This window comes from Natronobacterium haloterrestre (genome assembly GCF_900112205.1).
GTDB lineage: Archaea > Halobacteriota > Halobacteria > Halobacteriales > Natrialbaceae > Natronobacterium > Natronobacterium haloterrestre.
Map to the genome: position 1 here is coordinate 1 of NZ_FOKW01000018.1, position 19,714 is coordinate 19,714.

Below are 19,714 nucleotides of genomic sequence, written 5' to 3' on the forward strand. Positions count from 1 at the left end.
CGAACACGGAAGATAAGCCCGCCTGCGTATCGGCAACTACTGGAGTGGGAGACCCTCTGGGAACGTCGATTCGCCGCCCCACTCATACTTCATACACTTATTACCCGATAGCGACGTCTTTAGTTGGACGTCGCTATCGGGTTTTATGCTATTTGGGTCCGCGGGGCATGCAGCGGTCCCCTTATGATCACTTCGGGTCTTCCTCCAAAATCATGTGGCTCGACAGTTCACTGTGGCGACTAGTTAGTACCAAATACTTTTGGAAACGGCTTTATTCACCTGTCTAGTAAAGGCCTCGAGTATGAACGAAAACGACGGTCCGTGGCTCGACACGGTACACGAGCTGCTCTCGGAGTCACGGCGCCGGCAGATCCTGTACTATTTTTTACAAACCGAGCATGCGACGGTCAATGAGATCGCTCATCGCCTCGTCTCGCGTGAGCGAAATATTCCTATCGACTCCATCGATTCGGGGGAGACGACCGAGATCACGATCGCTCTGCACCACAAACACTTGCCGAAACTCGAGCGCCACGACGTTATCGAGTACGACGAGCACAGCGACGACGTGGTCCGGGGTTCCGGATTCGAGGAGATGGCGGAGTTCGTTCGACGGGCGCGTGAGATAGAAGCGACAGGCAGTCGTTTCGAGGATTCGAGCGGATCGTCGACTTCGATCGCCGAGTAGTCGCGGGCGGGTCGGACGACGGACTGGCGAAACGGTGGGTGGAGTTCTTCACGGACCGAGGACGGGGCAGGGGCTATGCGTCTGGTTCGAGCCGTCGGAAAATGTCACCCGGAACACTAACGTCCAGCGTCATCCCGTGGCGGCGTGCCGTGTCGGCTGGCTAACCCTCGTGCCGGGTGTGGTGAATGTCGCGTGCCCGGGTTCGCCGTACTGTCATCGCACCCGAATGGGTATGCTCGGACGGGGACAAAAGGCACGCAGTGGACGTAGGGAGTCGACGCGGTTAAACGTTATCGAGCGTCGGGAATCCAGTGAGTCCGGAAAACGGACCGGGCGGTTCAGTAGTGGTACTCGTCTTCCGCGATCTGGACGTAGCCGCCGTCGCGGTAGGTGAACTTTCGTTTCTTGTACTTCGCGAGGATCTTGGTCGCGTCGAGGCCGGCCGTGTACTTGTTCGAGATCAGGACGTTGTCACCGCTGTCGCCCTGCATGTCGTTGACGACGCCGAAGGCCCAGTCCCAGTCGTCTGGCTCGTAGTCCGCGACGATGTCGGCGAACGCGACGTTCCGAAGGATTTCGTCGCCGATGGCGCGTTTCCAGACGTCGTTGTAGTTCTCGAGCGAGTCGGTGCCGGCGAGTCGGCCGGCGATTTTGCCCGAACGGACGGCGACGTGGTAGCCGCCCTCGTGGAAGGCGGAGGTCGTGCCCATCGCGCCGCCGGCGACGGCAATGTTCGCGCCGACGGGGGAGTCGATCGGTCGGGTCGAGGAGATGGGATAGGTTTCGGTCCCCTTGGACTTGCCGCGGTCCTCGACGATCGGAATGTCTTCTTCGACGTCGTACTCGTCGCCGTACTCGAGTTCGAGGAGCCGGCGGATGTACTCGGAGCCGGAGGGGAGTTGCTCGTCTTCGGGGCGGAGCAGTTTGTACGATCCGGGGTTGTCGACGTCTTCGAGGGTCATCCCGATGGGCATCGTCAGGCCGACCCGGGCGACCGTCCCGTCGTTGGGGAAGATCCAGGGGTAGGCGGTTTCGCCCGGCATGTGGCCCCACCAGAACTTGAGTCGGTCCTCGAACTCCTCGAACAGTTCCGGCGGGAACTCGCGGTACTCCTGGTAGGCGATGTGGTTGGCCTCCGGCGGGGAGAGGTAGTCGGAACTGCTCCGGCCGGGGGGCGTGAACTGGTCGAGGGCCTCGAGGGTGATCCGCCGTTGCGGGCCGTCCGCGAGGACGACGTACTGGGCCTCGAGTTGTTCGCCGTTCGAGAGGGTGAGCGTGTGGGTCGGCCCCTTCGGGCTCGACGCCCGGAGATCGGTCTCGAGGTCGGAGACGCCGGTGCCGACGCGGAGGTCAGCGCCCGCGTCGGCGGCGCGCTCGTGGAGCCAGTCGTCCATACGAGCCCGGTGGAAGGTGTACCCGAAGTTGGGGTAGCTGGAGTCGATTCCCGTCGTCGTCAACTCGACGGACGAGGAGGGGCCGATGAACTCGGTGGCCTCGAGTTCCCGGTGGATCACCTCGTCGGGGATCTCCCGGTAGTCGAAGTCCATGATGTCGATCCAGTAGTCGAGCATGCCGGCAGCGTCGGTCGAGTCGGGACCGAGCTCCTCACGGTCCTCCCGCGGGACGCCCTGTTCGAAGAGGACCGTTTCGGCACCGTGGGCAGCGGCTTGTTCTGCCGCGGATGTGCCCGCCGGTCCGCCGCCGACGATCGCGACGTCAACGCGTTCCATACTCCGTTGGGTCTCGGCCGGCCATATTAAACTGCGTGAAATTCGTGGCTCCGAACCGCTGGTGGCGTATCCAGTGGGGGAACGAACGGGGGGAGAGGTCGAACAGCCTACGGGAACGAATTCTTTTGGAACTTGCGGGACGAGTCAACGTACATGAGCGACGGAGACAGCGACGGAGACGGCGACACAGGAGGGCGTACCGAGATCAGTACCGAAACGGAGCCATCGGTCCTCGTTCTCCGCAAGGGGACTCACGGTGTCCCGATCGAGGAGTACGCCGCGGCGCTTCGCGACCGCCTCCCCGACGGGAGCGTCGAACTGGCTCGCACGCCGGCGGCCGAGCGGAAGCTGATCCGCGACGCGGAGTTCGTCACCGGAATGGTGCTCGAGGAGGATCTCCTCGAGCGTGCGGAGAACCTCGAGGTGTTCGCCTGTGCCTACGCGGGGACGGGACACCTCCCGATGGACCGACTCGAGCAACGGGGCGTGACGGTGACGAACGCGTCGGGCGTCCACGGGCCCAACATCGGCGAGCACGTCCTGGGGTCGATCCTGCGGTTCACGCGGCGGTTCCACGTCGGAAATCGGCGGCAGCGCCGCCGGGAGTGGCGACACTACCAGGCCCACGAACTCCAGGGGTCGACGGTGACTATCGTCGGCCTGGGCGCGATCGGGACGGCGGTCGCCCAGCGCCTCGAGCCGTTCGGCGTGGAGACGGTCGGCGTCCGATACACGCCGGAGAAAGGCGGGCCGACGGACGAGGTGATCGGCTTCGATCCCGAGGCGTTCCACGAGGCGCTCGCGCGGACGGACTACCTCGTACTCGCGTGTCCGCTGACGGAGACGACTCGAGGGCTGATCGACCGGGACGCCTTCGTGACACTGGACCCCGAGGCCGTCCTGGTCAACGTCGCCCGCGGGCCGGTCGTCGACACCGACGCGCTGCTCGAGGCCGTGCGCTCGAACTGGATCCGCGGGGCGGCGCTTGACGTAACGGATCCCGAACCGTTGCCGGAGGACCATCCGCTGTGGAACTTCGAGAACGTCAAGATTACGCCGCACAACGCGGGCCACACGCCGAAGTACTACGATCGGCTGGCGGAGATCGTCGCCGAGAACGCCCGTCGGTTCGCCGAGGGCGACGGTGACGGGATCGAGTTACAGAATCAGGTGCGTCCCTGACGCCAGCTTTGCTGGAGGAACGGGCCTACAGGTAGCCGTTCTCGAGCAGGAGTTCGCCGTTGAGCACGCTCGCACCCGCCGCACCGCGAATGGTGTTGTGTGCGAGGCAGTTGTACTGCAGTCCGTCGGGGGTCTCCTGGAGCCCGCCGGCGGCGACGGCCATCCCGTCACCGAGCGTCCGGTCCAGCCGGGGCTGGGGTCGGTCCGGGGCGTCGAAGACGTGGATGAGCTGGTCCGGCGAGGACCGGAGGTCGATCGACGGGTACGCCGCCATCTCCTCGGCGGCTTTCGCGGCCGAGAGTTCCTCTTCGGTCTCGACCCAGACGTTCTCGAGGTGGCCGTCGATCGTCGGGATGCGGTTACAGGAGGCGGAGACGGTGACCTCGTCGTGGCTCAGTTCCGCACCGTCGAACTCGCCGAGCAGCTTCCGGGACTCGGTCTCGAGTTTGTCCTCCTCGCCCCCGATGTGGGGGATGGCGTTGTCGATGATCTCCATCGAACTGACGCCGTCGTAGCCGGCCCCGGAGACGGCCTGGAGGGTCGCGACGTGGACCGTCTCGAGGCCGTACTCCGCGAGTGCGGCGAGCGTGGGGACGAACGTGATCGTCGAGCAGTTGGGGTTTTTGACGAGGGCGCCGTCCCAGCCGCGCTCGTCGCGCTGGACCTCGAGCAGGTCGAGGTGTTCGGCGTTGACCTCGGGGATCACGAGCGGAACGTCGTCGGCCATCCGCGCGTTCGACGAGTTCGACGAGACGACGTAGCCGGCCTCGCAGAAGGCCGGTTCGACGTCCGCGCCGACGCTCGAGGGAAGCGACGAGAAGAGGAGATCGACGTCGTCGGGCACTGCTGCGGGGTCGGTCGCGGAGACGGTGATGTCCGCGACGTCGTCCGGGATGGGGCTGTCGACGCGCCACTTGGCGGCCTGTCGATACGTCTTGCCGGCGCTGTCCTCGCTCGCGGTCAGCGCGGCGATCTCGAACTCCGGATGCGGGTCGAGAAGTTGGATGAGTCGCTGTCCGACGGCACCGGTTGCGCCGAGTACGCCTACTCGTACTGCCATTTTCCGTCCCTCGGAGTTGTGTCCGCAAAACCGTTTGGGTTTCGGTGGCATATGTGTCAATAGCGGCCAAGGTGTCGTCGGTTGATGAGCGGCGACCACCAGGCTGGCGTGGCCCGATCGGCACGCATAGAAGAAATTAAGCGATCGGAGCGGCACCTATGGATCGATGCAAGGGCGATACACTCCCGCAACCGGTTGCGATTCGGCCGGATCACCGATCGGTCGCCGCTCGAGGTGGTCCCGATGACGGATACGGCAAGTGCGAGCGAGGCCGGCCTCTTCGAGACCCGGTTCAGCATCGGCTCCGCCGCGGCCGGCGGACTCCTGATTCTCGTCGGTCTCGTCCTCGGCTGGACGGGGTATCAGGGCACCGAACTCCCGGTCGTCGGGACCGAGATGGACGTCGTCATGGGTATCTCCGGGCTGATGATGACGTGGTTCTTCGGCGTCGTATTCCTGTATGCCGCGCTGTACATGGAGCCCGGATTCGACCGCTAAGCGCCGCGACGAACGGTTTCCGTTCGGCATCTTCCTGCTGGCTCGTCGCTTCGGCTCGCGGAGCGACGCGACCAGCGTCCGACACCAGCGGCTACGGGGAAAGAATACGGTAGAGACGGAACAGATCGCTCCTCTATGCGGTCGCCTGGGCGCTTTTCTTCCGCGTGACGTAGCCGGCGATGCGGTTGCGGACGCCCTTGGAATCGACGTTCGTGAGTTTCTCGACGCTGTCTTTGTTCTGTTCGAAGTCGTTCGTGAACGCGTCCGGGTACCGCTCCAGGAGGAGGTTCCCGGTCTTCTTGACGTAGGCCGGTTTGATTGCCATGTTGGTGGATTCCGTCGGGAGGGTCTTAATCCCTTTCTCTTCGCCCGTCCGGGTCCGCTACCCGGCGACTCGAGCGAGGCCCGGTCCGTGGCCCGTCATCGCCGGTCGCCCCTCCGTTACGGGGCGCTCGCTTCCGGCGCCGTTTCGAGGTCGGACGCCGGCTGTTCCTCCGTCGCTCGCTCGTCGCCGGCGCGGCTGGCGAGTTCCTGGAACGCCTCCGACCGCCGTGCGATCCGGTCGGCCATCGCGTCGTCCGGTCGGCGGTCCCCGTCGGCGGACTCGAGCAGGAACGTCGTGATCACGACCGTCTTCACCCAGGGCTTGAGGACGCCGGCGTAGACGGTCAGCGTGAGTCCGGCGACGACGACCCAGCCCGCGACCTCGAACGCCGGCGACAGTCCGGCGAGGACGCTGGCTATCGGAGTCAACGCCAGGAACAGCACCGCCGCGGCCGCGTACAGTCCGACCACGATCAACATCGTCGAGCCGAGGATCGGCTTCCAGTTTCCGCCGTAGAGAAGGACACCCTCCTTGGCCGATTGCCAGGGATCGTCGGCCGCGTCCTCGGTGAACCCGTACGCGAGGATCGCCTCGTCGACGTACGACACCGCGACGGCGATTGCCTTCCCCACGAGCCGAACGAGTTTTTCGAGGCTCGGTACGGCACCGAGGCGGTCGGCGACCGAGACGACGCTCCGGTTGAACTCCTCGAGGACGGCTTTCACCAGTTTGTCGACGGCGAACAGGACGCTCGCCTCCGCGAACCGGTCTTTGACCTGTTCGGTCCCGTACGTGAGCTGGTCGTCTGGCGCGTCGCCCGTCTCGATGACGTGGACGACGACTGCGATGTGGCCGGCCTTGACCAGGTACAGCAGGTACTTGCTGACAAGTCGCCAGGCCCCGACGAACAGGCCGACGGCGATCAACAGACCGATCCCGGCGATCCAGCCGGAGATCGTCCCCGCGTCGAGCAGCGAGGTGCCGATCCAGACCACCGCCCCGAAGTAGAGCACGGTAAACAGTCCGAGCCCCAGTCCGACGGCGATCCTGAGCAGTACGAATGGCAGGGTCTTCATGAAGACGTTCGTCGCACGTCCGAAGTGCAAGACCATACCGCCGGTGGCCGCGGCATCAGTTAAAAACTCGAGGCCGCGAGCGTCCCCGTCTCGAGGCGGCGAGAGGCTACCAGTCCGAGTGGGTCCGAACCCGCTCGAGGGCCGTCCGCTCTCGCTGTCCGCCGGCCCTGTCGACGACGTCGGCGAAGTACTCGAGGCGGTCACGGAGTTCGTCGTCGTCGTAGCCGTCGACGCCGAGGCGCGAGGCGGCGACGGTCGCCTCGATCACGGCCCCGAATCCGCGGTCGATCGTCGGCACGGTTCGCTCCAGAACGGCGGACTCGACGGGCTCGAGTTTCCAGCGCTCCCATTCGGTGCCCGCGTCGGTTCCAGTCTCGACCGACGTGGCGTCGACCCGCGCCCAGGCGCAGGCGGCCTCGAGGACGGGGTCGTCGTACTCGTCGATCGAGAGCGCGGCGTCCGCGAAGACGACTGGATCGTCGACGAACTGGACGTACCCCTCGCCCTGCCGGTGGAAGTTTCCGCGCGTGCGCGTCGACCCCCACGTCGTCGCGGTGGCGGGGTCGCCCGCGAAGACGCCGAGCGCGGCCGCGTTCCACTTCCCGTTCGGGCCGAGGGTCGTGACGACGGTTTCGGTAACCCCCGAGAGGGGAACGGGCCAGTCGGCGTCGTCGCCGTCGTCGCCGTCGTCGCTCATACCGTCACCTGCCCGTTCTCGAGGGCGACGAACAGTCCCGCCGCGGTCAGGTCGGCCGTCGTCCCGGGGTTGATGCCGCGCTCGACGAGGTCGTCGGCGAACTCCTCGACGGCGTCGGGGTCAGTCTCGAGGGCGTCCCGCTCGTGGAGTGCGGCCGCGCGGTCGCTGACCTCCCGGGCGACGGATTCGCCCCGGCGGCTGGCGACGAGGGTGTCCGGCCGCTCCGCGAGCAGCGAGAGGAAGACCGCGGCGGCGCGATCCGTCGGCGGGCCGTCGGCTGCGGCGAGGCGATCCGCGGCGGCGAACGACCGCTCGAACCCCGTCGTCCACTCGCGGGCGACGTCGTCGCCGGGGACGCTTCGGTCCATCACGTCAAGCAGGGTCAGGCCGCGCTCCTCGAGTGCCGGGACGGCCTCCGATCCCCGCCGAACGTCAAGCGGCTCGAGGTCGGCGGGCGGTTCGTCGACGAAGACGTCGACGTGATCGAACGCGCGGTAGAAGCCCGCGGCGTCCGCGACGGTCGTGTCGGCGACGACGTCCTCGGCGGCTCCGGGCGAGAGTCGGTCGCGGTCGGCGGCGGCCCGGACCAGCGGTATCAGCAACAGCAACGCGCCGAACTGCGTGTTGCCGCCGCCCTGGGCTGCCATCCCCTCGACTGCCCGTTCGAAAGCCTGCCCGACGGGTTCGCCCTCCTGGGCCAGTTCGAGGCCCCGCTCCGTGCCGACCGTTCCCGCGAGGAAGTGGTCGAACCGCAACTCCTCGAGGTCCCGACGGCGGTCGACGTTACCCGGCTTTGGTGTGCCCGCGACCTCGAGCAGGAGCGCCAGTCGTGCGTTCCGTGCCGGCGTTCGCATACCTGGATCGAACGGTTCCGGCGGCTTAGGACTGTGGCTCTCCGTCGGGGTTTGCCACCGTTTTGCGGGCGGGACGGACCATCACCCCTAAACCCGCGCCATCCTAACTGCCGGCGATGACCGACACGGAGTCGCCGCCGGAGCCGTCGTTCCCCGACGACCTCGAGGCCGTCCGGACGGCGCTGATCGAGTGGTACGAGGACGACCACCGCGACTTCCCGTGGCGACGCACCGACGACCCCTACGCGATCCTCGTCAGCGAGGTGATGAGCCAGCAGACCCAGCTCGGCCGGGTCGTCGAGGCCTGGGAGGAGTTCCTCGAGCGCTGGCCGACGACGGCCGAACTGGCGGCCGCCGACAGGGCCGACGTCGTGGGCTTCTGGACGGACCACAGCCTCGGCTACAACAACCGCGCGAAGTACCTCCACGAGGCCGCCGCCCAGATCGAGACCGAGTACGACGGCGCGTTCCCCGAGACGCCCGACGAACTGCAGGAGCTGATGGGCGTCGGCCCCTACACCGCGAACGCGGTCGCGAGCTTCGCGTTCAACAACGGGGACGCGGTCGTCGACACGAACGTCAAGCGGGTCCTCTACCGCGCGTTCGACGTTCCGGACGACGATTCGGTCTTCGAGGAGGCCGCGAACGTCCTCATGCCGGAGGGCCGATCGCGGGTCTGGAACAACGCCGTCATGGAACTGGGCGGCGTCGCCTGCGGGCAGACGCCCCGCTGTGACGAGGCCGGTTGTCCCTGGCGGGAGTGGTGTTCGGCCTACGAAACGGGCGACTTCACCGCGCCCGACGTCCCCACCCAGCCCAGTTTCGAGGGGAGCCGACGCCAGTTCCGCGGGCGCGTCGTCTCGACGCTCAAGGAGTACGACGAACTCGAGTTGGACCGACTCGGGCCGCGTATCCGGGTCGACTACGCACCCGACGGCGAGTACGGCCGGGAGTGGCTCGAGGGGCTCCTCGCCGATCTCGCGGACGACGAACTCGTCGAACTCGACCGGGACGGCGAGTCGGTAGTCGCGCGTCTGCGACGCTAACGCTCGATATCGCTTCCGGAGGTCGGCCCGGTGCGTCTCGTCGTGTATGTGATTACCTCTCGTGAAATATCGGTAAAATACACGTTTTAGCTTTCCAACGGATTGAAGGGGAAAGGTACAGAACGGGTCGGTATGCGAAGACGTGAAATGATCGTCGGCAGCGGTACCGTCGCAGCGATCGCCCTCTCCGGGTACACCGGCGCAGCGACGGACGCCGACGACGATCGGCCCTCCCTCCCGTCCGATCTCGAGTCAGTGCTCGAACTGGTCCCTGGCGAATCGGCCCTCGACGCGAACTACCGACACGTCGTCTACTCGCGGGTGGACGACGCCGGTTCCGCTCCCCTCTATCTGGGGGGACACGAGGTGATCGGGGAACTGGACATCGACGCCGACTCGATCGCCGAGATGCTCGTGGTCGTCACTGACGACGAGACGCGGCTCAGTGTGGTCGCCGGCGAGTTCGACGCTCCAGACGTCGGCGACGACGCGGACCTCGACGGCTGGACGGTCGGCGAGGTCGACGACGAACCGGTCGCGGCAGCCGAGGGCGCGCTCGTGATCGCGACCGGCGACGACGGCGACGAAATCGTCGACGCTGCCCTCGAGGCCGCTGACGACGAGGACACCGAGACGATCCTCGCCGATCCCGAGACGGCCGGCACCACGTTCGATCGCCTCGAGTCGAAATCGTACGTCACCTTCGTCCCGGACGTCTCCGAGGTTCGCCACAACGAGTTCGACGGCGACGTCGTCGAGGCGTTCGGCATGGGTCTGGAGTCCGCGCCGATGGCCCGCGACGACGACAGCGACACCCTCGAAAACGACTACGTCCTTCACCTCGATCCCGACGCCGGAACCGACGTCGACGACGAGTGGATCGTCGACCGAGTCGAGTCGATCGGGCGGGGCGAAATCCTCGAGAGTTCGATCGATCGGTCGGACGACGTGGTGTACGTCCAGACGGTGGTCGAGCAACCCCCGGAACGCGACCGCGAGGCTGCACCCGACGCGCGCGTTCGGGCCCGTTCGAACGCCGACGAGGGCGTCGTGACGTTCGAACACGCCGGCGGGGAGCCGATCGAGACCGACTCGCTCGAGGTCTGGCACGACGGCGAACTCGCCGACGACCAGCTTGCCGACGAGCACGCCACGTTCACGGAGGGGGATACCTTCGAACTCGAGACCGGCCCGCTCGCGGACGTCGGACTGCGCTGGTTCGACGAGGAGGCGGACGTCTACTACTACTACGACACGACCGTCGTCGGCACGGAGTCGTTCGACGGGCAGTACGACCCCGACGAGGAGACGGTCGAGTTCACCTACACCGGCGACCTCGAGGCCGATTCCGACCTCGTCGAGCTCGTCCACCGGAGCGACGACGACGGCTCGTACGAGCTGGATCGGGGAGCGATCGACGTCGACGGACCGCTTACCGACGGCGAGACGATCACGGTCGAGGACGTCACCCTCGGTGACCGCGTCTCCCTGGAGCTGTCGGTCCCGGCCAATCCGAACCGTGGCCAGCGATCGCTGTCGTACGTCAGAGTTCGTCCGCCCAGAATGCACCTCTCGCGGCGCGAGGGAACCGTCGTCGCGAGGTACTGGGGCGACATCGACCGTGACGCCGACGAGTTCCGCGTGCTGGTCGAGGACGAACCCGCCGACGTCCAGTTCAGCGACGTGACCGACACGCTGTCGGAACACGATCGGGTCGAACTCGGCGAGATGGACCACGGAACACACGTCGCCGTCGAGTGGCTCGAGCCGGACGACCCCGTCGTCGTCACGGAACGGGTCCTCCGCCCCTACGCACGCATCGACATGGACTACGACGACAGCGAGGGGACGGTTACGGCCGACTACGAGGAGGGCGAAGAGATCGACGCCGACGACCTCGAGCTTCGGATCGCCGACGAGCCGGCGGCCGTCCAGCCGGCGGACGAGTACGAGACGTTCGCGCCCGGCGACGACCTCACGGTCGAGGCCGACCCCTTCGCGACGGTCGAACTCGTGTGGGAGGGCGGAGACGACACCGAGTACGGGCTCGGCCGTGTCACCGTCGGCCGGCGCGCGTTCGACGCGGAGTACGACCCCGATGCCGACGAGGTCGAGATCGTCTACACCGGCGAACAGTCGGCAGACCCGTCGAATCTGACCGTCAGCCAGCGCGGCGGCGGGTCGTCCATCGACGACGAGGACCTGTTCGCCCAGGAGTACGACAGCCTGACCGACGGCGACAGTATCGTCCTCGAGGACGTCGAAATCGACGACAGGATTTCGGTCATGCTGGTCCAGGAAGGGGAGAACTACTCCTCCCGGAGCTCGATCTTCCGGTTCACTCCGGAACCACGCTGGGCGTTTTCCGTCGAGGACCGCGGGAGCGAGGACGGAGACGGGGACGAGGACGGACTCGTAGCCGTCTACCACGAACGGACGACTCGAGACGCGGACAACTTCGAGATCCTCGTCGACGGCGAACCCGCCGACGTCCAGCCGTCGGATCGACACGACACGCTGACGGCGGAAGACGAGATCGAACTCGGTGAATTCGACGCCGGAACCGAACTGAGCTTCCGCTGGCTCGTCCCGGACGAGCCCCGCGAGGTCCGCAACCACGTGGTCGTCCCGGACGCCGAATTCGAGGTCGACTACGACGCGGACGACGACGAGATCACCGTCGAACACGCCGGCGGTGACGGGATCGATGCGGCCGACCTGGCCGTGATCGTCGAGCCCCTCAGTCCCGAGCCGACCGACTGGGACGGCGACGGCACGGTCTCCGAGGGCGATTCCACGACCGTCGACGTCGACGACCTCGACTCGCGTCGCGATCGGGACCCGGCCGCAGTCGGGATCCTGTTCCGCGATCACCACCTCACGCACGTACGGATCGACGACTGACGGACGACCACCGATCGGCCGTCGACCGGCCGACGACTCCGCTTTCAGCTTTCAGCCACCAACGTCTTCCACCCGGCCGTCGTCGACAGTCGTATGGCAAACGTTCGCATTGTCGGCGTCTGCGGGAGCCTCCGGGACGACAGCACGACACGGATCGCCCTCGAGCGCGCGCTCGAGGCGGCAACGCGTACGGGCTCGGACACCACGACTGAACTGATCGACCTCCGGGAGTACGACCTCCCGACGTTCGACGCCGACCGGAACCGCTCGTCGGCCGGCGAGGCCGACGCGCTCGCCGCTCGGATCCGGGCTGCCGACGCCGTCCTGCTCGGCTCGCCGATGTACCACGGCTCGTACTCGTCGCCGCTCAAGACCGCGCTCGATTACTGTGGCTTCGACGAGTTCCAGGGGAAGACCGTCGGCCTGCTCGCCGTCTCGGGTGGTGCCTTTCCGGTGACGGCGCTCGAGCATCTGCGCTCGGTCTGTCGGGCGCTCAACGCCTGGGTGATCCCCCACGAGGCGGCCATCCCGCGATCCGGGTCGGCCTTCGAGGACGGGGCGTTCGTCGACGCCGACCTCGAGGAGCGGGTCGCGACGCTGGGCGTGCGTGCGGTCCAGTACGCGACGATCGAACCGGACCCGGATTCCTTCGAGAGCGACCAGAACGTCGGTGCGGAAGGGAAGTAACGGGCGAGGATCGGCGGATCGGCTAGAACCGCTCGTCGTCGTAGCTGAGCAGCCGCTGGAATCGCTGTTTGTGTGCGAGAAACGCGGCGAAGGCGAACAGGACGAGACCGACGTGGATCGGCTCGATCCGGATCACGAACGTCGTCACCTCGAGCGAGATCGGTGGCGAGACGAGCGTCCACTCGGCGAACCGTCCCGAGGCGAGCAAGGCGGCCGCGCCGACGGCGAGGGCGACCGCGGAGGCGAGCGTCGCCGGCGACACGAGGTTGCGGCCACCCCGAACGCGGAACGCGCGTCGTTCGAACCCGAACTGGACGACGAGCAGGCCCGCGAGCCCGACGGTCGCGGCGACGACGCCGGCGATGCCGCCGACGGTGTCGGCGACGAGCAGCCAGAGGACCCAGCTCGCGGTCCAGGCGACGGCCGCTCCGAGGCGTCGCGGGTGGAGGAAATCCCCGAGTTGGCTGACGGTCGCCTCGAAGAGGCTCGTCCGGAGGAGCGCCCCACAGAAGAGGATCCCGAGCCCGGCAAGCGCCGTCGACGTCGTTTTCGACCCCACGAGCAGCCAGAACCAGAGCCCGACGGCGACCGTCTCCAGGGCGGCAGCCGAAAGCGCCGCGGTCGTCCCGACGACCCGTCGCCGGGTCGCTCGACCGAGGACGCCGGGCTGGCGAATGACGCTCATACCCGTTCTTCCACCGCTACCCGTTTCGTTATGCGAGACATTACCAGGATTTGAACGCGGCATCGAGGCCTTTGATACGCGGGTAACGATCGATTTCTCTCGCCGATCGAGGCATCGCACGCTCGAGGCGATCGTCCGGAGGCGCTGTGGGTCGGGTCCGACGAACGGTCGGCGACGACCGGCGTGATCCGTTTCTGCTGTCCGTACAGCGTCCCCGTACTCGGTGTAGAGCGTCCCTGGCCGTGGATACGGTCGACGAACCCTGATCGGTAATACGATCTTACCGACGGTAAGACGTCTTTACCGCCGTTCGTTCCCCCACGAACAAGTAGAAACGTTGAACAGGATTATGTGCCGGGAAGTGGTCGACCCGAATTATGCCGGAAACGGAACAACAGGACAAGACGCTGTCCGAGGTCGTCGTCAAGGAAGCGGTCGGTAAAGGACTCGACAGCCCGCTGCGGGACTCGATCCTCGAGGCCGTCGAGGAGTCCGAAGGCGGGAGCTCGAGCCGACTCCCGGTTGCGGGGGCGGTTTTCGGACTCGGTGCGGCGCTTGGCTACCTGGCAGGTCGCAGCTCCGAGGATCTGGATCTCTCCGGGCGCTCGCTCGAGGAACTCGAGGGGCTCGAGAGCATCGAAGGGGTCGATATCGAAGAGCCCGAGATCATCGAGGACGTGATGGAGGGAGAAGAGGAGGCCGAAGCGGAACCCGAGGGGGACGAACCCGGCGAGGAGACGGACGAATCGTCGCTGCTCTCGCGGCTCGTTCTCGGTCTCGCACTGCTCGGCGCTGCCGTGTTGCTTCGCCGCCGTCTCTCCGAGGGCGAAGAAGAGGAGTGGGAGCCGATCGAGGAGTTCGAACCGGCGACGGACATCGGTTCCGACGAGGAGCAAGAGGCGGAGGAAGAAGCGCAGGAAGCCGAAGAGGAAGAAGAAGCGATGGAAGAGGACGAGGAAGCCGAGTCGGACGAAGCCGAGGAGTAAGGCCGTCCCGAGACTCGGGGTCGCTTTTTGCGGGACCACACGTTCGCGATGTTCGGAATTCGGTCACTGTCGAGGCGGAGTCGGCTGTACGTCGTCCCGACTCGACCCGTCGCCCGCTCTCGCTGAGGAAGGAGTTGACGAAGGAGCTAAGGGGGCGACGCCGACAGTGTGAAGCCAATGGAGACGACCCATCGAGTGTTCGTCGGCGACGCCCGGGAGCTGTCCGGGATCGAGGACGATTCCGTCGAGCTCGTCGTCACGTCGCCGCCGTATCCGATGATCGAGATGTGGGACGACCTCTTCGTCGAACTCGATCCCGCGGTCGGCGACGCGCTCGAGTCGGGCGACGGCCGGCGGGCCTTCGAGGCGATGCACGCGCAACTCGACCGGGTCTGGGACGAACTCGAGCGGGTGCTGGTCGACGGCGGCATCGCCTGTGTCAACGTCGGCGACGCGACGCGCACCCTCGACGATAGTTTCCGGGTCTACCCCAACCACGCCCGCGTGCTCGAGGCCTTCGAGTCCCGCGGGTTCGATCCGCTGCCGGACGTCCTCTGGCGAAAGCCGGCCAACAGCGCCGCGAAGTTCATGGGCAGCGGCACGCTCCCGCCGAACGCCTACGTCACCCTCGAGCACGAGTACGTGCTGATCTTCCGGAACGGCGAGACGAAACGCGGCTTCGAGCCGAAAGCCGACCGGCGCTACGAGGCGGCGTACTTCTGGGAGGAGCGAAACCGCTGGTTCTCGGACGTCTGGACGGAGGTCAGGGGCGAACTGCAGGACCTCGATTTCGGCGACGACGATGGCGACCTTCGGGACCGTTCGGCGGCGTTCCCGCTCGAGATTCCTTACCGGTTGATCTGCATGTACTCGGCCTACGGCGACACCGTGCTCGACCCCTTCTGGGGGACGGGGACGACGACGCTGGCGGCGATGTGCGCCGGGCGACACTCCGCGGGGTACGAACTCGAGCCGGAGTTCCTCGAGGTCTTCGAGGACCGGATCGGGGACGTCCCGGAACTCTCGCGGGCGGTCGGGCGGGCGCGGCTGGAGCGCCACCGCGCGTTCGTCGCGCAACGCCGCGAAGCCGGAAAGGGTTTCGAGTACGAGGCGGAGTACTACGACACGCCCGTGGTGACGAAGATGGAACGCGGGCTCCGGTTGCGAGAGGTCGTCGGTGTCGACCAGGACCCGCTCGAGAGCGCGAGCGAACGAACCGATTCCGAAGGGGGGACGGCAGACCCCTCCGATACCGGAACCGGTACCCGAACCCGAACCCGTGGTGATACGGACTGGGCGTCCGGAACCGGCTACCGGGTCGAACACGCGCCGCTCTCGGTAGAAGACTGAATCGACACGGAGACGACTCGCAACTGAACGTCCGTCCCGTTACTGCTCGTCCTGGCTGGGGTGGAGCTATCGGCCTTGCCGGAGCTCCTCGATCAACTGCTCGATCGTCCCCTGTTGTTGCTCGATGAGGTCGCTCTGGCGTTCGACGGCGGTCTCGAGGGCTTCGATGCGCTCGAGCAGTTCCGGATCCGTCCGTGGCTCGGGTTCGTCGGCGGTTTCGGTGGCGGTATCGGCCGTCTCGAAGACGTCGCCGGTCTCGACGGGCTCCGGTTCGTCGGTCGACGTTCGGGACCCGGCGTCGTTCCCCGTCGAACCGATCGATCCTGCCGGCGACTCCGTAGCGGTCTCCTGGGCGGTACTGTGACTTTGAGTCGTACTCGAGTTGGCGGCGCCGATGTCTCCTTTCGACTCCTGGCCGGGGGCGTCGGCGGACTGGTTCTGGGCTTGTGGGTCGCCGTTTACGTCCGCGTCGACGGGCTCTCGGTCCTCGGGCTCGGGCGGATCCGCATCGAGCGGATCGACGCCGTCGCCGAAGTCCATCGAGGAACTGCCGGCGCTGGCGCTGGCGCTGGCATTCGCGCTCGCGGAGTCGCCTTCCTCCTGGCCGCCGACCGTCTCGTTGAGTTCCTCGAGCGAGGAGACGTCGTGGTAGTCGAACAAGGCCCGCTTGAGTCGCTCGCGCAGGTCGTTGGCCTCGTCGTTGGGGGCCTTGATTCGCTGGGGCCGCCCGTCGACAGTGAGGACGATCTGGGTCGCGACGCTACCGTCCTCGAACGCCAGATTGGTCACGTCCGAGAAGTGGTACTCCTCGTAGTCCTCGTCCCAGACTGCCTCGCCGATGTGCTTGACCAGTCGCTCGCTGGTGACGATCAGCGTGAGTTCGCTGAACCGGTAGGTCTGGACGACCGTCTCGCCGGGGTCGGTGATGTCGTTGCCGTTGAGCACGCCGGCAAGCACCGGGTGGAGGACGGCGTCGGTCTTGCCCGAGGGGATCGTAAACTCCCGGGTCCCCTCGAGGGGGTACTCGAGGGTGAACTTGGTCTTGCGCCGTCCCTCCGAGATGGTGAGCCGTTCGGCTTCGTGGCCGTACTCGTCGACCGATTCGTCGCTCAGGAGGCCGTCCGCACGATAGACGAGCGTGCTGGAGGAAGTAACGAAGAGTTCGTCGTCGCCGCCGAGAGAAACTCGCGCCGCGATCTCCTCGCCATCGAGAGCAGACTGTACGATGCCGGGAACGTTCATGCAGCGGTTTTCGTAAGGGCCTGTGATAAATCCGTGGGTCCCCGTTGCACGACGATTCCGAATGAGAAGGTTAAAGAGAAAGACCGCACTACGGGAGAGTGAGCCCGGGTGGCTTAGCTGGACATAGCGCCGCACTCATAGGGTTCAGAGATTCGGTGCGGTTCGCCTTGGAAGCCTCCGTGTCCCCACGAGGACCGCCGAGCCTCGGACCTGGGACATGCGGAGATCGAGGGTTCGGAGCCCTCCCCGGGCATTTTCACGACACTACGAGTCGAAGTGGAGTGTCGACGCCGTTCTGAGCTCCGAGTTCGTCGAGTCGTTCTCGAGCGTTCTCGCCGCCAGGTCTCGAGCGGCCGGGCCCGTCAAACGGCTATTTCGAGCGGTCGGCTCGGTTCCGGCGGTGATGCCCCGTCAGGCGATCAGAACCCGATCGCGACGCCGTCCTTCCGGGGCTCGGTCGCGCCGGCCAGCGTCTCACCTTTCTGGCGGACCAGTTGTGCCCCGCCGAACATCACGGGCGGGAGGACGCCGACGTCGTGGCCCTTCCGGGCGAGTTTCGCCTTCGCGGGGAGTCGCTCCTCGACACCGATGGTCCCGTCCTCGCGGTAGCGCCAGCGCGGGGCATCCAGCGCCGCCTGCGGACTCATCCCGTAGTCGACCAGGTTCGAGACGACCTGGAGGTGGCCCTGGGGCTGCATGTAGCCGCCCATGACGCCGAAGGCCATCCAGTCGTCCTCGTCGAGCTTCGCGACCGCCGGAACCAGAGTGTGAAACGGGCGCTTGCCGGGCTCTAAGCTGTTGGGATGGTCGGGATCGAGCGAGAACGACGCGCCGCGGTTCTGCAGCGCGATGCCCGTGTCGCCGGCGACCAGGCCGCTGCCGAAGCCGGCGAACCGGGAGTTGATGTAGGAGACGAGATTCCCCTCCTCGTCGCCGACGGTCAGCAGGACGGTGTCGGCGTCCTCCGCGTGGGCGTTCGGAACGCCGACCTCCGGGTTCGAGATGGGCGAGTCACCGATCGCGGACGCGCGTTCGCGGGCGTATTCCTTCGACGCCAGCGGCGGGATCTCCTCGAACTCGGGATCGGTGACGTAGTGGTGGCCGTCGACGAACGCCAGTTTCATCGCCTCGGCGAAGGCGTGGATCCGCTCGGCGGAGTCGTAGTCGTGCTCGCCCGCGCCGACCTCCTCGGCGATGTTCAGTGCCTCGAGGGCGAGCAGTCCCTGGTTGTTCGGCGGGAGTTCGTAGACCTCGGTCCCGTTGTAGGTCGTGCTGACGGGGTCGACGAACTCGGGTTCGAAGTCGGCCAGGTCCTCGTGGCGCATGAACCCGCCGGCGGACTGGATCTCCTCGACGATCGCATCCGCGATCTCGCCCTCGTAGACGACGTCGGCCCCGCGCTCGGCGATCTTGCGGAGGGACTCGCCGAGTCGGGGCAGCGTGACGGTCTGGCCGGGATCGGGACTGTCCCCGTCGAAGAGGTACGCCTCGCGGGCGTGCTCGTCGGTGAACAGGTCCTCCGCGCCGGTCCAGTGATGGGCGATGACCTCCGAGACGGGGTACCCCTCCGTCGCGTAGCCGATCGCGGGCTCGAGTACGTCGGCGAGGGACTTTCGCCCCAGTTCCTCGACGGTCGTCTCCCAGCCGCGGGCGGTGCCCGGGACCGTGACCGCGTGGGGGCCGAGGAACGGCATCTCGAGGTCGTCCGCCTCGTCGTCGCTGTCGACGGCGTAGCCGCGGGATTCGGGGTAGTACGACTCGAGTTCGTCCTCGTCGGCCTCCTCGAGTGCCCCGCGAACGTTCTCGATGGTGGCGTCTTCGGGCGCGTGGCCACAGGAACGCATCGCGCCGACCTCGCCGTCGGCAGTGCGATAGAGCGCGAAGACGTCGCCGCCGAGCCCCGTGGAGGTGGGTTCGACGACGTTGAGCGCGGCCGCGGTGGCGACGGCGGCGTCGAAGGCGTTGCCGCCGTCCCGGAGGATCGAGAGCCCGGCCTCGGCGGCCAGCGGCTGGCTCGTCGCGACCATGCCGCGGTTGCCGTAGGCAGTCGAGCGTCTAGAATCGAAGCGATCGAGATCGATGGAACCGAAGTCGGAGTCGGATTCGAAGCCGGTCATGCGGTATGCGTGTGAGAGAGGACGACACCCAAAACTCTGGTGGGTTCGTTCGACTGCGGGCCCGACGGTGGACTCACTCCCGGCCCGTCACCTTTCGAATGCACGAGGACCCGAAGGGACCGAGTTCGCCCGCCTCGAGGTCGACGAAGTAGCCGGTCGAGAGCCCGGACCCGCAGCGCCGGCAGGTGAACTCGCCTTCCTTGGTGATGACGTCGCGATCGAAACTGACGTACTGGCGGCTTTTCGGGCGAACGATCCCGTCCTCGCGGTCGATGATCCCGCGGAGTTCGGCCTCGTCGAGGATCGTCCGAGTGGCGGTCGGGTCGGTCGTGACGGTCTCGATCCGGTCGACCGCCTCCGGCAGGGGCAACGACTCGTGCTCGAGTCGCTCGAGAAGGGCGAGTCCGAGTTCGACCCGGTCGTCGGGGTGACGGTGGCGATGGCGGTCGTCTCCGTCGGGGTCGTCGTCGGTTCGTTCCGCTCCGGCCGTCGTGTCCGGTTCCCCCGCCGTCGCCGGTTCGTCGCCCTCGTCGGCCATCGCCGGAGACGTCGGCCCGGAGCGACTACTCTCTTTCGGGGTCCGTAGA

General features: G+C 66.7%; 18 protein-coding genes, 1 tRNA gene and 1 rRNA gene. 10 read left to right on the forward strand and 10 right to left on the reverse strand.

Going from position 1 to position 19,714, the window contains the following annotated elements; genetic code table 11:
* A 5S ribosomal RNA gene (rrf, locus tag BM113_RS23160) occupies nucleotides 1-82 on the forward strand; the annotation flags it as partial.
* A 219-nt stretch (nucleotides 83-301) separates the two neighbouring features.
* A complete protein-coding gene (locus BM113_RS20955) occupies nucleotides 302-688 on the forward strand; it encodes a DUF7344 domain-containing protein (protein ID WP_089789963.1) in 387 nt (128 codons plus the stop codon).
* A 338-nt stretch (nucleotides 689-1,026) separates the two neighbouring features.
* On the opposite strand, the gene BM113_RS20960 is transcribed toward BM113_RS20955, so the two are convergent.
* A complete protein-coding gene (locus BM113_RS20960; RefSeq protein ID WP_089789965.1) occupies nucleotides 1,027-2,418 on the reverse strand; it encodes an NAD(P)/FAD-dependent oxidoreductase in 1,392 nt (463 codons plus the stop codon).
* Between the two features lie 153 nt (nucleotides 2,419-2,571).
* Here BM113_RS20960 and BM113_RS20965 point away from each other — a divergent pair, with 153 nt between their 5' ends.
* Nucleotides 2,572-3,600 (forward strand): D-2-hydroxyacid dehydrogenase, encoded by a 1,029-nt coding sequence (locus BM113_RS20965; RefSeq protein WP_089789967.1) that lies wholly within the window; start codon nucleotides 2,572-2,574, stop codon nucleotides 3,598-3,600.
* Between the two features lie 25 nt (nucleotides 3,601-3,625).
* Here the strand turns inward: BM113_RS20965 and asd are convergent, their stop codons facing one another.
* Nucleotides 3,626-4,660 (reverse strand): aspartate-semialdehyde dehydrogenase, encoded by a 1,035-nt coding sequence (asd, locus tag BM113_RS20970; protein WP_089789968.1) that lies wholly within the window; start codon nucleotides 4,658-4,660, stop codon nucleotides 3,626-3,628.
* 243 nt (nucleotides 4,661-4,903) lie between these two features.
* Between asd and BM113_RS20975 the strand changes: the two genes are divergently transcribed.
* On the forward strand, nucleotides 4,904-5,158 hold the full coding sequence (locus BM113_RS20975; protein WP_245758146.1) for a hypothetical protein: 255 nt from the start codon (nucleotides 4,904-4,906) through the stop codon (nucleotides 5,156-5,158).
* Between the two features lie 133 nt (nucleotides 5,159-5,291).
* On the opposite strand, the gene BM113_RS20980 is transcribed toward BM113_RS20975, so the two are convergent.
* From BM113_RS20980 to BM113_RS20995, 4 genes are all read right to left on the reverse strand, one after another.
* Nucleotides 5,292-5,483 carry a 30S ribosomal protein S17e gene (locus tag BM113_RS20980; protein WP_007143818.1) on the reverse strand — a complete coding sequence of 64 codons (192 nt, stop codon included), beginning with the start codon at nucleotides 5,481-5,483 and terminating at the stop codon, nucleotides 5,292-5,294.
* Nucleotides 5,484-5,599: 116 nt separating this feature from the next.
* Nucleotides 5,600-6,595 carry a hypothetical protein gene (locus tag BM113_RS20985; protein WP_089789972.1) on the reverse strand — a complete coding sequence of 332 codons (996 nt, stop codon included), beginning with the start codon at nucleotides 6,593-6,595 and terminating at the stop codon, nucleotides 5,600-5,602.
* Nucleotides 6,596-6,665: 70 nt separating this feature from the next.
* On the reverse strand, nucleotides 6,666-7,256 hold the full coding sequence (locus tag BM113_RS20990) for a DUF447 domain-containing protein (protein ID WP_089789974.1): 591 nt from the start codon (nucleotides 7,254-7,256) through the stop codon (nucleotides 6,666-6,668).
* Entirely contained in the window at nucleotides 7,253-8,110 is an 858-nt protein-coding gene (locus BM113_RS20995) for a triphosphoribosyl-dephospho-CoA synthase (RefSeq protein ID WP_089789976.1), read from the reverse strand. The genes BM113_RS20990 and BM113_RS20995 overlap by 4 nt, the downstream gene beginning before the upstream one ends.
* A gap of 116 nt (nucleotides 8,111-8,226) precedes the next feature.
* Between BM113_RS20995 and BM113_RS21000 the strand changes: the two genes are divergently transcribed.
* The 3 genes from BM113_RS21000 (at nucleotide 8,227) to BM113_RS21010 (ending at nucleotide 12,747) form a co-directional block, all read left to right on the forward strand.
* Nucleotides 8,227-9,156: an HhH-GPD family protein gene (locus tag BM113_RS21000; protein ID WP_089789978.1), complete on the forward strand. Its 930-nt coding sequence runs from the start codon at nucleotides 8,227-8,229 to the stop codon at nucleotides 9,154-9,156.
* A gap of 132 nt (nucleotides 9,157-9,288) precedes the next feature.
* Nucleotides 9,289-12,060, forward strand: a complete 2,772-nt coding sequence (locus BM113_RS21005; RefSeq protein WP_177209251.1) for a type IV pilin N-terminal domain-containing protein — start codon at nucleotides 9,289-9,291, stop codon at nucleotides 12,058-12,060.
* Between the two features lie 93 nt (nucleotides 12,061-12,153).
* The gene (locus BM113_RS21010) at nucleotides 12,154-12,747 is read left to right on the forward strand and encodes an NADPH-dependent FMN reductase (protein ID WP_089789981.1); all 594 of its coding nucleotides are present in this window, start codon (nucleotides 12,154-12,156) and stop codon (nucleotides 12,745-12,747) included.
* A gap of 22 nt (nucleotides 12,748-12,769) precedes the next feature.
* Here BM113_RS21010 and BM113_RS21015 read toward each other — a convergent pair whose 3' ends face one another.
* Nucleotides 12,770-13,432 carry a hypothetical protein gene (locus BM113_RS21015; RefSeq protein WP_089789984.1) on the reverse strand — a complete coding sequence of 221 codons (663 nt, stop codon included), beginning with the start codon at nucleotides 13,430-13,432 and terminating at the stop codon, nucleotides 12,770-12,772.
* Between the two features lie 377 nt (nucleotides 13,433-13,809).
* Here BM113_RS21015 and BM113_RS21020 point away from each other — a divergent pair, with 377 nt between their 5' ends.
* Entirely contained in the window at nucleotides 13,810-14,418 is a 609-nt protein-coding gene (locus BM113_RS21020; RefSeq protein WP_089789986.1) for a hypothetical protein, read from the forward strand.
* A gap of 177 nt (nucleotides 14,419-14,595) precedes the next feature.
* Nucleotides 14,596-15,768, forward strand: coding sequence for a DNA-methyltransferase (locus BM113_RS21025; RefSeq protein WP_089789988.1), 1,173 nt, complete (start codon nucleotides 14,596-14,598; stop codon nucleotides 15,766-15,768).
* A 66-nt stretch (nucleotides 15,769-15,834) separates the two neighbouring features.
* Here the strand turns inward: BM113_RS21025 and BM113_RS21030 are convergent, their stop codons facing one another.
* A complete protein-coding gene (locus tag BM113_RS21030) occupies nucleotides 15,835-17,010 on the reverse strand; it encodes a DUF7115 domain-containing protein (RefSeq protein WP_089789989.1) in 1,176 nt (391 codons plus the stop codon).
* Nucleotides 17,011-17,112: 102 nt separating this feature from the next.
* Between BM113_RS21030 and BM113_RS21035 the strand changes: the two genes are divergently transcribed.
* Nucleotides 17,113-17,263, forward strand: a tRNA-Met gene (locus BM113_RS21035).
* A gap of 166 nt (nucleotides 17,264-17,429) precedes the next feature.
* On the opposite strand, the gene ggt is transcribed toward BM113_RS21035, so the two are convergent.
* Together ggt and BM113_RS21045 are read right to left on the reverse strand one after the other, a co-directional pair.
* On the reverse strand, nucleotides 17,430-19,127 hold the full coding sequence (gene ggt, locus BM113_RS21040; RefSeq protein WP_089789991.1) for a gamma-glutamyltransferase: 1,698 nt from the start codon (nucleotides 19,125-19,127) through the stop codon (nucleotides 17,430-17,432).
* 73 nt (nucleotides 19,128-19,200) lie between these two features.
* A complete protein-coding gene (locus tag BM113_RS21045; protein ID WP_089789992.1) occupies nucleotides 19,201-19,665 on the reverse strand; it encodes a DUF5830 family protein in 465 nt (154 codons plus the stop codon).
* Between the last annotated feature and the right edge of the window lie 49 nt (nucleotides 19,666-19,714).